The sequence below is a fragment of the Streptomyces sp. NPDC001373 genome (assembly GCF_042895815.1).
Taxonomy (GTDB): Bacteria; Actinomycetota; Actinomycetes; order Streptomycetales; family Streptomycetaceae; genus Streptomyces.
Map to the genome: position 1 here is coordinate 147,751 of NZ_JBIAWQ010000003.1, position 12,653 is coordinate 160,403.

The window sequence follows — 12,653 nt, forward strand, 5'->3', positions numbered from 1 at the left end:
ATATGCTTTAGGGAGTCCCGATGCGTTGTAGGCGGACTTCGAGGAGGAGGCGCCATGGCACGGCGTGCGGGGCTCACGGCGGACCGGCTGGTACAGGCCGGGGCGGAGCTGGCGGACGAGATCGGCTTCGAACGGGTCACGCTCTCGGAACTCGCCCGGAGGTTCGACGTCAAGGTCGCGAGCCTGTACTCCCACCTGCGCAACTCCCAGGACCTGAAGACCCGCATCGCGCTGACCTGCCTGGAGGAGCTCGCCGACCGGGCCGCCGACGCCCTGGCCGGACGCTCCGGCAAGGACGCCCTCAGGGCGTACGCCGACGCCCTGAGGGACTACGCCCGACAGCACCCCGGCCGCTACGCCGCGACCCGGTTCCCGCTGGACACCGCGACCGCCCTGGCGAGCGCCGGCGTACGGCACGCCCGGATGACCCGTGCCATCCTGCGCGGCTACGACCTGGCCGAACCGGAGGAGACCCACGCCGTCCGCATGCTCGGCAGCGTCTTCCACGGCTACGTCAGCCTGGAGGGGACCGGCGGCTTCAGCCACAGCGCCCCGGACAGCCAGGCGAGCTGGGAGCGCATCGTCGACGCCCTCGACACCCTGCTGCGCACCTGGCCGGCCGCGGGCGGAGCGGCTCAGTAGGGCCAGGACCAGTCGGCGACCTCCGGAAGGTCCGTGCCGTGTTCGCGGATCCAGCCGTGGTGGCGGATGTGCTGGTCGGCCATGGCCTGGCGCAGGTGTTCGGCGCGGTCGGCGAGGCCGGGGACGCGGTCGATCACGTCCATGACCAGCCGGTAGCGGTCCATGCCGTTGCGGACCACCATGTCGAACGGGGTCGTGGTCGTCCCGGACTCCTTGTACCCGCGGACGTGCAGCTGCGAGTGGCCCCTGCGGCGGTAGGCGAGCCGGTGGATGAGCCAGGGATACCCGTGGTAGGCGAAGACCACCGGCCGGTCGGTGGTGAAGAGGGCGTCGTACTCGGTGTCCGTCATGCCGTGCGGGTGCTCCTCGTGGGGCATGAGCCGGGCGATGTCGACCACGTTGACGACGCGGACGGCCAACGAGGGGAGGTGCTCGCGCAGTAGGGCCGCGGCGGCCAGTACTTCCATGGTCGGCACGTCGCCGGCGCAGGCCAGCACCACGTCCGGTGCGCGGGAGCCGTCGTCGGTCCCTGCCCACGCCCAGATGCCGGCGCCGCGCGCCACGTGCGTGCGGGCCTCGTCGGGGGGGAGCCAGTCGAAGCACGGCTGCTTGCCGGCGACGATCACGTTCACCCGGTCGCGGCTGCGCAGCGCGTGGTCGGCCACGGCCAGGAGGGTGTTGGCGTCCGGCGGCAGGTAGACCCGTACGACCTCGGGGCTCTTGTTGAGGACGTGGTCGACGAACCCGGGGTCCTGGTGCGAGAAGCCGTTGTTGTCCTGGCGCCAGACGTGCGAGGTGAGCAGGTAGTTGAGGGAGGCGATGGGCGCCCGCCAGGACAGTTCGCGCGCGGTCTTGAGCCATTTGACGTGCTGCCCGACCATCGAGTCGACGATGTGGGCGAAGGCCTCGTACGTGGAGAACAGGCCGTGGCGGCCGGTGAGCAGGTATCCCTCCAGCCAGCCCTGGCAGACGTGCTCCGACAGGATCTCCATCACCCTGCCGTCCCGGGCCAGGTTGCGGTCCACCGGCTCGATGGAGCCCTGCCAGGCCTTGCCGGTGGCCGCGTACAGGTCGTCCAGCCGGTTCGAGGCGGTCTCGTCGGGCCCGACGACCCGGAAGTCCCTGCGCCCGTCCGTGTCCCGCATGACCTGCGTGAGGTAGCGCCCGAGCACCCGCGTCGGCTCGTGCAGGGTGCGGCCCGGCTTGTCGACCGGGACGGCGTGCGCGTCGGGCGCGGGCAGCGGGAGCGGGCGCAGCAGCCGGCCCCCGTTCGCGCAGGGCACCGCGCCCAGGCGGCGGCCGCCCTCCGGGACACAGGCCACGACCTGCGGCTTCGGACGGCCCGCGGAGTCGAAGAGCTCCTCGGGCCGGTACGAGCGCAGCCAGTCCTCCAACTGCCTCAGGTGCGCGGGGTTCTCGCGCACCCCGGCGAGCGGTACCTGGTGGGAGCGCCACGTGCCCTCGACCGGATCGCCGTCGACGGCCGCCGGCCCCGTCCAGCCCTTCGGCGTGCGCAGCACGACCACCGGCCAGCGCGGGTACTCCCGGCCGCGGTCGGTGGTGCCCGCCGCCCGCGCCTCCCGCTGGATGACCGCGATGCGGTCCAGCGCCTGGTCCATCGCGCGGGCCATGGACCGGTGGACCAGGGCGGGGTCACTGCCCGTCACGTACAGCGGCTCGTGGCCGTAGCCGCGCAGCAGCGCGTCGAGCTCGGACTCGGGGATCCGGGACAGCACCGTCGGGTTGGCGATCTTGTACCCGTTGAGGTGCAGGACGGGCAGGACGGCCCCGTCGTGGACCGGGTCGAGGAACTTGTTCGCGTGCCAGGACGCGGCCAGCGGGCCGGTCTCCGCCTCGCCGTCGCCGATGACGCAGGTGACCAGCAGGCCGGGCCGGTCGAAGGCGGCCCCGTAGGCGTGGGCGAGGGAGTACCCCAGCTCCCCGCCCTCGTGGATGGAGCCGGGCGTCTCCGGCGCCACGTGGCTGGGCACTCCGCCGGGGAAGGAGAACTGCCGGAACAGCCGGGCCATGCCGCCGGCGTCGCGGGACACGTCCGGGTAGGTCTCGCTGTAGGTCCCCTCCAGCCAGGAGTTGGCCAGGACGGCGGGGCCGCCGTGGCCGGGACCCCAGACGCACAGTGCCTCCAGGGAACGCTCCCTGATCACCCGGTTGAGGTGGGTGTAGACCAGGTTGAGGCCGGGTGAGGTGCCCCAGTGGCCGAGCAGCCGCGGCTTGATGTGCTCCGGCCTGAGCGGTTCGGTCAGCAGGGGGTTGTCCAGGAGGTAGATCTGGCCCGCGGCCAGGTAGTTGGCGGCGCGCCAGTGGGCGTCCAGCTCCGAGATCGAGTGCGCGGTCAACGCGGTCATGTCCGCTCCTGCGGGTGAGGGTCCGGGAGTCCGTCGACTGGGCCGATGCCCCCACCTTGCACCGGGCGGCGCCCGGTCCGCAGCGGGAGGACCGGCCCTCCGGGAGGGACCGTCGGCCCTTTCGCCCGCCTGCCCGGCCCCGACAGGATGAATCCGGCGGCGCCCGGTCCTCCCCCGGCCGGCGCCGCCCCCACGGGCCGCCCTACTCCGCGGCCGGCGCCGGGTGCCGGCCGGGCGGGGTCAGGGCGTGGCTGGCGATCACGGCGGCCTGCACGCGCCGCTCCACCCCGAGCTTGACGAACAGCCGCGAGATGATGTTCTTCACGGTCTTCTCCGCGAGGTACAGCCGCTTGCCGATCTCCCGGTTGGTGAGCCCCTCGCTGACCATCAGGAGGATCTCCTTGTCCCGGTCCGTGAAACCGGGCAGCCCCGGCACCCGCTCCTCCTCGGGCACCTCGCCGCGCATGCGCGCCATCAGCCGTGCGGTCGCGCCGGGGTCGAGCATCGACTGGCCGGAGGCCACCGTCCGCACGGCGGTGACCAGGTCCGTCCCGGTGATCTGCTTCAGGACGTAGCCCGAGGCACCCGCCATCACGGCGTCCAGCAGCGCCTCCTCGTCGTCGAACGAGGTCAGCATCAGGCAGGCCAGGTCGGGCATCCGCGAGCGCAGTTCACGGCACACGCTCACCCCGTCGCCGTCCTGGAGGCGCACGTCCAGGATCGCGACCCGGGGCCGCAGGGCGGGGATGCGCGCCAGGGCCTGTTCGGCCGTGCCCGCCTCGCCCACCACGGTCAGGTCGGGTTCGGCGTCCAGCAGGTCGTGCACCCCCCGGCGCACCACCTCGTGATCGTCGAGGAGGAAGACGCCGATGGGCTCCGTAACGGGGGAGGGGGCACTGCCGCCGGTCATCACACAACTCCTTCGCCTGGGTCCGCCCGCACACGCGAACACCGGCATCCTGCCCGGCCGGTGGGCCGATCGGCCAGGGCCGATCGGCCCTGATCACGGCGGTGCGGTACCGACCGGCCCCCGGAGGAAGGGACCTTCGGCCCTGTCCGGGGGCCTGCCGGGCCTTCCGGAGCGCGCGCGGCACCGGCTGGACTGGTGGAAGACGGGAAGGGCGCGGTCCGCAAGGGTCGCACGCAGCGCGGAGGATGCCATGACGACCGCCTTGATCGACCTGAGGACGGTGGCCCACGACGACCGCGGCCTGCGGGTCGCACTGGCCGGCGAGCTCGACTTCCACACGGCCGGGCTGGTGCAGCCGCGCCTGTGCGCCCTCGCGGAATCCCACCACCCCGACCTGGTCCTGGACCTCGGCGACCTCTCCTTCTGCGACAGCGCCGGCATCGACCTCTTCCTCAGCCTGGACTGCCGCTGCCGTGTGGCGGGGACCCGGCTCCTGCTGTGCGACGTGCCGCCCCTGGTCGCCAGGTCCATACGGGTGCTCGGAGCCGACCGCGACCTGAAGCTCGTCGTCTCGTGACCACCGGCGCCCGCGCCGGATGGAGGTGCGCACCATGGACCAGGAAGCCCTGCGCCGGCCCGCCCGCCGGGCGCCCGCGACGGCCGTTCGGCACATGCGGGAACTGGACAGGGCCGAGGCCCTGGAGCTCCTCGCCACGGTGTCGCTGGGCCGGATCGTCTTCACCCGGCACGCGTTGCCGGCCGTACGGCCGGTGAACCACCTCGTCGACGGCGAGGACATCATCATCCGGATCCACGGAGGCGGCGCGCTGGCCTCCCTGGCGGCCCCCGCCGACGCCCCCGGCGTGGTGGTGGCGTACGAGGCGGACGCCATCGACCCCGAGACCCACCTGGGCTGGAGCGTCGTCGTCACCGGCTACGTGCGTCCGGTGACCGAGGCCGAGGGCGCCGACCGGTACGCGGAGCTGCTGTGCCCCTGGGTGGGACGGCCCATGGCAGGCACCCTGCGCATCCGCCCGGACCTGGTCACCGGCTTCCGGCTGGAGGCCGCGCCGTCGGCCGGCCGGGCGCTGCACGTCTGACCCCGGCCCCGTCCGGCCGCGGGCCCTGCCCTCAGACGCCGCCGGGCAGCGGCGCCCGCCACACCAGCCGGCTGCCCCCCTCCTCGGGGGTCTCGATGGTGAAGGTCCCGCCCACGCCCCGGGCCCGCTCGTCCAGGTTGCGCAGACCGCTCCTGCGCCCCTGGGACGGAATGCCCGTGCCGTTGTCGGAGACGGTCAGCACGATCTCGCCCAGGCCGGCCCTGAGGGTCACCCCGACCCGGGTCGCCCGTGCGTGGCGGGCCGCGTTGCTCAGGAGCTCGCCCAGCGCCGCCACCACGTGGTCGGCGATCGGCGCGGGGACGTCGGTGTCGAGGAGCCCCTCCATGCTCAGGCGCGGCGGATGGCCGAGGGCGACGGCCGCGTCGCCGACGGCACGGGCGGCGCGCGCCCGCAGCCCGGGGCCGCCCTCGCGGTCCTTGGTGCGCAGCCCGAAGATCGTGGACCGGATGATCTTGATGGTCTCGTCCAGGTCGTCGACCGCACGGCCGACCCGCTCGGCGGCCCCCTCGTGCTCCACGAGCCGGGCTGCGCTCTGCAGGGTCATACCGGTGGCGAAGAGCCGCTGGATGGCCAGGTCGTGGAGGTCACGGGCGATCCGGTCACGTTCCTCGAGCAGGGCTATCTGCTCGGCGTCCCGGCGCCGTTCCGCCAGTTCCAGGGCGAGGGCCGCCTGCCCCGCGAAGGCGACGAGCGGCTCCAGCTCGCCCTCGCCGAACGCCGGGTCCCCCGTAGGCCGCGACAGCAGCAGGACGCCCCGGCTCTCCCCGCCCGCGGTGCCCAGCGGGACCGCCACGGCGGGCCCCAGCGCCTCCCGCCCCCGGGCCTCGGCCGGATAGAGACCGTCCCCCGAGACCTGCATCGCCGTCACCGGCTTGCCCGCGCGGTGCGCGGCCCCGGAGAGCGTGCCCTCGAAGGGGACGACCAGCCCCTGGCACGCGGCCCCGTCGGCGCCGGCCGCGAACTCCACGACCAGGCCGTCGACCCCGGCGACCGGCACGGCGACGTGCGCCAGCCGCGCCGCCGTGATCTCCTGGGCGCGCCGGGCGATGAGTTCCAGCACCGCCGGGCGCGAACTGCCGGACAGCAGGCTCTCGGTGATCTCCGCGTTCGCCCGGAGCCACAGCTGCTGGCGCTGGGCCCCCTCGTAGAGCCGGGCGTTGTCGATCGCGACCCCGGCGGCCACCGAGAGGGTGGAGATCACGGTCTCGTCCTCGGTGTCGAAGTCGACCCCGCCCCGCTTGTCGGTCAGGTAAAGGTTCCCGAACACCTCGTCACGGACGCGGATCGGCACGCCGAGGAAGGTGCGCATCGGCGGGTGGTGGGCCGGGAACCCGTACGAGGAGGAGTGCGCCCCGAGGTCGGTGAGGCGCAGCGGCTCCGGATGGTGGATGACCTCGCCGAGCAGGCCGTGGCCGGCCGGCAGCGGGCCGATCGCGGCGATCTCCTCGTCGGTCAGCCCCACCGTCAGGAACTGCGCCAGCGTGCGGCCGTCGGGGCCGATCACGCCCAGGGCCCCGTACTCGGCATCCACCAGCAGCGCCGCCGCCTCCACGATCCGGCGCAGCACCTGGGAGAGGTCCAGCTGCCGTCCGACCGACACGACGGCCTCCAGCAGGCTGTGCACCCGGTCGCGGGTGCCGCGCACCTCGTCGATGCGCACCTGGAGCTCGTCCAGCAGCTCGTCCAGCCGCATTCGCGGTACCCGAGTCAACGGATCCCCCACACCCACGCGTCCGACCTCCGATTGCCCACCCGTTGTTCCGGCATGACTACGGTCAGCGTATCGACTCGCGCGGGCGCGGCGGGCCTGTTGCGGGCGCTGCCGCACGGCGTCGCGCCGGCCCGCCGTCCGTCCGCGCGGCGGGGACGCGGGGGCGCCTCACCCGGTCTCCAGGACCTCCGCCACCGGCCGGCGCGGGGTGTCGGCCCCCGCGGGGCCGTAGCCGAGGCGCAGGACCATCTGGATGTGGCCCGTGGCGGCGAGCGGGTCGCGGACCGTCCAGCGCAGCTCCGGCCATTCGAGGGGCTGGGAGGTCATCGAGGTGGCCAGGCCGTCGGTGGTGGCCTGGAGGAGGACGCGTTCCAGTGCCTGGCCGGCGCGCAGCCAGTCGGCGGGGGCGTCGCCGGGCGTGCTCAGCAGGGCGAGCTGCGGCCGCTTCTCGAACACCGCCCAGCCGCGGTCGGGCACCGGGGAGGCACGGCCGAAGTCGCGGACGGGTGCCGGGCCGCCGGAGGCGCGCGGGCCGAAGGCCGCGGCGGGAACGCCGTCGTGGCGCACGGCGGCCTCGTCGGGCGCGGCGCCCGTCCAGGAGGCCGTCTCCGCCCGGACCGACGGATCCAGCTCCTCGCGGTGCTCCGCATCGCGTACGAGGGAGAGCACGGTGTCGGCGTGCCACACGTCGGGGACGGCCAGCCGGCAGCCTTCGAGCCGGGCAGCCGCCCGGAGCCCGTCCAGGATCGCGGACGGCACGGGCTCGTCGCTGAACGGGTACCGGCTGGTGTGCCGGAGCCGCAGCGCGCCGTGCAGCGCGGCCAGGTCCCGGCCCTCGTCGTCGGCGTACGTCCCGTCGAAGGCGACCGTGGCCAGCAGCCAGGGGTCGGAGGGGTCGGGCAGCAGGTCCACACGGGTGCCGAGCCGGTGCCGGGCCGCGGACACGCGCAGGTTGAACAGGGCCGCGGCACAGCCGAGGTGGAGCGCGCGGTGATCGGGGTCGGTCCGCGTCATGGCCCGCCGCGGATCGCCGTACAGGGAGAGGGCGCCGCTGTCCGGGCGCAGGACGAACCGCCAGGGCTGGGCGTTGTGCATGGAGGGGGCGGTGACGGCGTCGCCGACGAGCAGGGCGGCCGTCGCGGCGTCGACGTGGGCTGTGGTCATGGCACTGGTCCTGTCTGTGGGGCGGGGGCGTCCCGGCGCGTCACCACGGCATCGCCTGGCGGGAGCGGCCGTTTCCGCTGCCCTGCGCGTCGTCGGAGCCGGCGGTGAGGCGCGGGGCCACGGCCACCACCCCGTCCATCCGTTCGACGAGGCTGAGCAGGACCGGGAGCCCGCTCCGGTCGGGCAGGCGGCCCTCCAGGGTGACGATCCCGTCCACCACGTGCACCTGGACGTCCCCGGCCGGCACGTCCAGCACGTCCTCCAGGATCTCCTGGACCCGCCGGCGGATCTCGGTGTCGGGCCGCAGGAACATCCGCAGCAGGTCCCGGCGGGTGACGATGCCGACGAGCCGGTCCTCCACGTCGACCACGGGCAGCCGTTCGATGCCGCGCCGCGTCATCAGCCGGGCGGCGTCGGCCGCCGTCTCCTCGGCGCGGACGGTGACGGCGGGGGAGGACATGATGGAGGCCGCCGTGGGCGGCTGCTCCCCGTCCTCGTCGTGTCCGGGGGCTCCGGCGGAGAGCGGTGCGGCGCGGGCCAGGACGTCCGTCTGCGAGATGACGCCCATGACGCGGTCCTCGTCGTCCAGTACGGGGATCCCGCTGATGTCGTACTGGGCGAGCAGTTTCACGATGTCCTTGACGGCGGTGCCCGGGGCGGCGGAGACGACCTCGTCGGACATCAGGTCGGCCACTTTGATCTGGTTCACGGTGCCTCCCGCTCCGCCGGGCGGTGCTCTGCCGGGACGGCGGCTGATGTCGGATGGGTCTGCACCTCACCTTCCGCCGGTGCGGCGTGCGGATCGAGGGCCGAACGGCCCCGTCCGGGGACCGGAGGGGCCCACCGGTCCGGGCCCGCACGGCACCGTCGTCACCGGCGGCCGGCGGGACCGTCGGGAGGCGGCTGGGTGTCCTCGTGGACCTGGGCGGCGATGACGGCCGCCTGGACGCGGCGTTCCACCCCGAGCTTGCCGAGGAGCCGCGAGATGTGGTTCTTGACGGTCTTCTCGGACAGGTAGAGCCGTTTGGCGATCTGCCGGTTGGTCAGACCGTCGCCGATGAGTTCCAGGACGGCCCGCTCCCGCTCCGTCAGCGCCGCCAGACGGGCGTCGTGCGGCTCCCTGACCGCCTCCGGGTCGCGCAGCGAGTGCATCAGGCGGGCGGTCGTGGCCGGGTCCAGCATGGACTGGCCGGTGGCGACCGTACGGACGGCGGAGACCAGGTCGGAGCCCTTGATCTGCTTCAGCACGTACCCCGCGGCCCCCGCCATGATCGCGTCCAGCAGGGCGTCCTCGTCGTCGAACGAGGTGAGCATCAGGCAGGCGAGGTCCGGCATGCGCGAGCGCAGCTCCCGGCAGACGCCGATGCCGTCGCCGTCCGGCAGCCGCACGTCGAGCACGGCGACGTCGGGGCGCAGCGCCGGCCCGCGGGCCAGGGCCTGCTCGGCCGTGCCGGCCTCGCCCACCACGGTGATGTCCGGTTCGGCGTCCAGGAGGTCCCGCAGTCCGCGCCGGACCACCTCGTGGTCGTCGAGGAGGAACACCGTGACCGGTGCCTCGGGGGAGGGCTGCGCAGCGTCGGACATGGTCGCCCCTGGTTCGGTGCCCGCCGGGTTCTTCCACCCGCATTGTCTCAGGAAGCCGCGCTCCGCACTCCGGGACCGGGCCGTCTACGCGGCCGCCGTGCCGGCCGGGCCGTCGAGTTCCATCCGGACGTCCACCACGCCCTCGACCGCCCGGACCGCCCGTGCGAGCAGGGGCACCAGCGCGCGGTCCCGCAGCGGACCGCGCAGGGTCACGACGCCCTCCTCCACGGTGAAGTCCAGGCCCGTGCCCGGGGCCAGACCGGCGAGCACCTCCTGGTGGATCTCCTCGGCGAGCTCCCCGTCGGGGCGTAGGAACACCTTCAGCAGGTCACCGCGGCTGACGACGCCCTCCAGCATGCCGACCTGGTTCACGACCGGCAGGCGCTTGACGCCCTTGCGGGCCATGATCCGGGCGGCCTCGGCGACCGGTGCGCCGGGGTGGACGGTGATCGCGGGGCTCGACATCAGCTCCTCGGCCAGGACGGCGCCCGCCTTGGACGCCTCCTCCAGCTGCTCGGGCAGCGCGGGCTCCACGCTCCGGAACTCCTCCTTCGGCAGGAGGTCCGCCTCGGAGACCACGCCGACGACCCGCCCCTCGCCCTCCAGGACGGGGAGAGCGCTGACCTTCCACTCGTGCATCAGCTCGACGATCTCCTTGTAGGACGCCTCACGGCCGATGGCGACGGCGGTGCGCGTCATGACGTCACTGACGGTGTAGCGGGATGCGGGCATGACCGGCTCCTCGGCGACGGGGACGAGCGCAGCCCGGAGGGTCCGGCGGAGTGCGCGCGGACGGCCACCGGGTTCGGGTCCGCCTCCAGTCTTCGCGCACCGGTGCGCTGCGGACAGGGGCCCTGTGGCCCCGTCCGGGACCCGACCGGCCCCTCCCCGGTCCCGCCCGCCCGGGGGGACGCTGGCGGCGGACGGCCGGGCCGCGGCCGCCCGTCCCGTCGACCAGGCAGGTGCACGATGTACTGGAACGGTCACATGGGACCCTGGAGCTGGTTCGCGATGTCCCTCACCACCCTGGTGTTCTGGGGCCTGATCGTCGCCGCCGTCGTCCTGGTGGTCCGCACCTCCAGGGGGGACGCCCCCGGACGGTCGGCACCCACCGAGGGCCCCGACCCCGCCCGGGGCCCCGACCCCGCCAGGGGCGCCGAGACGCTCCTCGCCGAGCGCTACGCCAGGGGCGAGATCGACGACGAGGAGTACGGGCGGCGGCTCGCCGTCCTGCGCGGCCACGCGGCGGGACCCGCGCCCCCTGAGGCGGGCAGCGGTCCGCGCGGCACCCCGCCCTGGGGCGCGTAGCCGCCGGCCCGTGCGCTTCGCGCCCGCTGGGCCGGGCGCGCGGCACGATGGTGCGGCACCGATCCGCCGCCCGCCGCGAGCCCCGGAGGCCCCATGCCGACCCACGGACGGACCGCCGCCGTCCCGCACGCCGTCCGCGGCTACCGCCGGGCCTGGCTGGGCGGCGATCTCCTGGCCGGGATCACCGTCGCCGCCTACCTCGTCCCGCAGGTCATGGCCTACGCGGGCGTGGCCGGCCTGCCGCCGGTCGCCGGCCTGTGGGCCGTCCTGCCAGCCATGGTCCTCTACGCCCTCAGCGGCTCCTCCCGCCTGCTGTCCGTCGGTCCCGAGTCGACCACCGCGCTGATGACCGCCGTGGCCGTGGGCCCGGTGGCGGCCGGAGACCCCGCCCGGTACGCGGCGCTCGCCGCGGCCCTGGCCCTCGCCGTCGGCCTGCTGTGCCTGGTCGCCTGGGCCGCCCGGCTCGGCTTCCTCGCCGACCTGCTGTCCCGGCCCGTTCTCGTCGGCTACCTGGCGGGAGTCGCGTTCATCATGATCGTGGACCAGCTGCCCCGGCTGACCGGCACCGAGGGCGGCGGCTCGGGCTTCTTCCCCCAGCTCCTCTCCTTCGTCCGCGACCTCGGCGACGTCCACCCGAGCACGCTCTGGCTGGGGGCCGGCTGCCTGCTTCTGCTGTTCACCCTGCCCCGGGTGTGGCGCGCCGTACCCGGCCCGCTCCTCGTCCTCGTCCTCGCCACGGCGGCGGTCGCGGTCCTCGCCCTCGACGAGGAACACGGCGTCGCCGTCATCGGCCCCGTCCCGACCGGCCTGCCGGGCCTCGCGCTGCCTCGGCCGGGCGACCTCCCGGACCTGCTCCTGCCCGCCCTGGGCGTCCTCATGGTCGGCTACACCGACGTCATCCTGACCGCCCGGGCCTTCGTCCGCCACGACGACCCCTACCCCCTGGAGGTCAACCGGGAGCTCCTGGCGCTCGGTGCGGCCAACCTCGGGGCCGGCCTCCTGCACGGGTTCCCCGTCAGCAGCAGCGCCAGCCGCACCGCCCTCGCCGAATCCGCCGGCGCCCGCACCCAGGTGTACTCCCTCGTCGGCGCCGCCTGCGTGGCGGCCGTGCTGTTCCTGCTCGGCCCCCTGCTGGCCCACACCCCCGACGCCGCTCTCGGCGCGATCGTCGTCTACGCCGCCGTCCGCCTGGTGGAGGTGGGCCAGTTCCGCCGCCTCGCGGCCTTCCGCCGGCGCGAACTCCTGCTGGCCCTCGGCTGCACCGTCGGCGTCCTCGCCCTGGGGATCCTCTACGGCGTCCTGGTCGCGGTGGCCCTCTCCGTCACCGACCTCCTCGCCAGGGTGGCCCGCCCGCACGACGCCGTCGAGGGCATCGTGCCCGGTCTGGCGGGCATGCACGACGTCGACGACTACCCGACCGCCCGCACCATCCCCGGCCTGGTCGTCTACCGCTACGACTCCCCGCTGTTCTTCGCCAACGCCGAGGACTTCCACCGCCGCGCCCTGGCCGCCGTCGACGTCCAGAGCACCCCGGTCCACTGGTTCGTCCTGAACACCGAGGCGAACGTCGAGGTCGACATCACGGCCCTCGACGCGGTCGAGGCCCTGCGCTCCGAACTCGCCCGGCGGGACGTCGTGTTCGCGCTGGCCCGGGTGAAGCAGGACCTCCGCGACCCCCTCGACGCCTACGGCCTCACGGCGGCGGTGGGCCCCGACCGCATCTACCCCACCCTCCCCACGGCGGTCGCCGCCTACCGTGCATGGCGGCGGGCCGAGGGTTACCAGGACGACCCCTGACCCCTCCCCGACCCGTCACGAAAGCGGCCGGACGGAGGCGTCCGGGAAGT

Annotated in this window: 12 protein-coding genes; 5 read left to right on the forward strand and 7 right to left on the reverse strand. The window is 74.5% G+C overall.

Annotation, left to right across the window (positions count from 1 at the left end; all coding sequences use genetic code 11):
• The first annotated feature begins 54 nt into the window (after positions 1–54).
• Complete coding sequence (locus ACFY15_RS08875; protein ID WP_390687088.1) at positions 55–642, forward strand: TetR/AcrR family transcriptional regulator; 588 nt, start codon at positions 55–57, stop codon at positions 640–642.
• On the opposite strand, the gene ACFY15_RS08880 is transcribed toward ACFY15_RS08875, so the two are convergent.
• Together ACFY15_RS08880 and ACFY15_RS08885 are read right to left on the reverse strand one after the other, a co-directional pair.
• Positions 636–3,008 (reverse strand): phosphoketolase, encoded by a 2,373-nt coding sequence (locus ACFY15_RS08880; RefSeq protein ID WP_390687089.1) that lies wholly within the window; start codon positions 3,006–3,008, stop codon positions 636–638. The two genes, ACFY15_RS08875 and ACFY15_RS08880, sit on opposite strands and share 7 nt — an antisense overlap.
• Positions 3,009–3,210: 202 nt before the next feature.
• Positions 3,211–3,918: a response regulator gene (locus ACFY15_RS08885; protein WP_390687090.1), complete on the reverse strand. Its 708-nt coding sequence runs from the start codon at positions 3,916–3,918 to the stop codon at positions 3,211–3,213.
• Between the two features lie 250 nt (positions 3,919–4,168).
• Here ACFY15_RS08885 and ACFY15_RS08890 point away from each other — a divergent pair, with 250 nt between their 5' ends.
• Positions 4,169–4,495: an STAS domain-containing protein gene (locus tag ACFY15_RS08890; protein WP_390687091.1), complete on the forward strand. Its 327-nt coding sequence runs from the start codon at positions 4,169–4,171 to the stop codon at positions 4,493–4,495.
• Between the two features lie 34 nt (positions 4,496–4,529).
• Complete coding sequence (locus ACFY15_RS08895; protein ID WP_390687092.1) at positions 4,530–5,018, forward strand: pyridoxamine 5'-phosphate oxidase family protein; 489 nt, start codon at positions 4,530–4,532, stop codon at positions 5,016–5,018.
• Between the two features lie 31 nt (positions 5,019–5,049).
• On the opposite strand, the gene ACFY15_RS08900 is transcribed toward ACFY15_RS08895, so the two are convergent.
• The 5 genes from ACFY15_RS08900 to ACFY15_RS08920 all read right to left on the reverse strand — a co-directional run bounded on the left by ACFY15_RS08900 (position 5,050) and on the right by ACFY15_RS08920 (position 10,230).
• Positions 5,050–6,732: a GAF domain-containing protein gene (locus ACFY15_RS08900; protein WP_390687093.1), complete on the reverse strand. Its 1,683-nt coding sequence runs from the start codon at positions 6,730–6,732 to the stop codon at positions 5,050–5,052.
• Between the two features lie 186 nt (positions 6,733–6,918).
• Positions 6,919–7,914 (reverse strand): Acg family FMN-binding oxidoreductase, encoded by a 996-nt coding sequence (locus ACFY15_RS08905; protein WP_390687094.1) that lies wholly within the window; start codon positions 7,912–7,914, stop codon positions 6,919–6,921.
• A 40-nt stretch (positions 7,915–7,954) separates the two neighbouring features.
• Positions 7,955–8,623, reverse strand: a complete 669-nt coding sequence (locus tag ACFY15_RS08910) for a CBS domain-containing protein (RefSeq protein ID WP_390687095.1) — start codon at positions 8,621–8,623, stop codon at positions 7,955–7,957.
• 161 nt (positions 8,624–8,784) lie between these two features.
• Positions 8,785–9,498: a response regulator gene (locus tag ACFY15_RS08915; RefSeq protein ID WP_390687096.1), complete on the reverse strand. Its 714-nt coding sequence runs from the start codon at positions 9,496–9,498 to the stop codon at positions 8,785–8,787.
• A gap of 84 nt (positions 9,499–9,582) precedes the next feature.
• Entirely contained in the window at positions 9,583–10,230 is a 648-nt protein-coding gene (locus ACFY15_RS08920; protein WP_390825260.1) for a CBS domain-containing protein, read from the reverse strand.
• 255 nt (positions 10,231–10,485) lie between these two features.
• Between ACFY15_RS08920 and ACFY15_RS08925 the strand changes: the two genes are divergently transcribed.
• Together ACFY15_RS08925 and ACFY15_RS08930 are read left to right on the forward strand one after the other, a co-directional pair.
• The gene (locus ACFY15_RS08925; protein ID WP_390687098.1) at positions 10,486–10,806 is read left to right on the forward strand and encodes an SHOCT domain-containing protein; all 321 of its coding nucleotides are present in this window, start codon (positions 10,486–10,488) and stop codon (positions 10,804–10,806) included.
• A 93-nt stretch (positions 10,807–10,899) separates the two neighbouring features.
• Complete coding sequence (locus ACFY15_RS08930) at positions 10,900–12,603, forward strand: SulP family inorganic anion transporter (protein WP_390687099.1); 1,704 nt, start codon at positions 10,900–10,902, stop codon at positions 12,601–12,603.
• Positions 12,604–12,653: the final 50 nt, after the last annotated feature.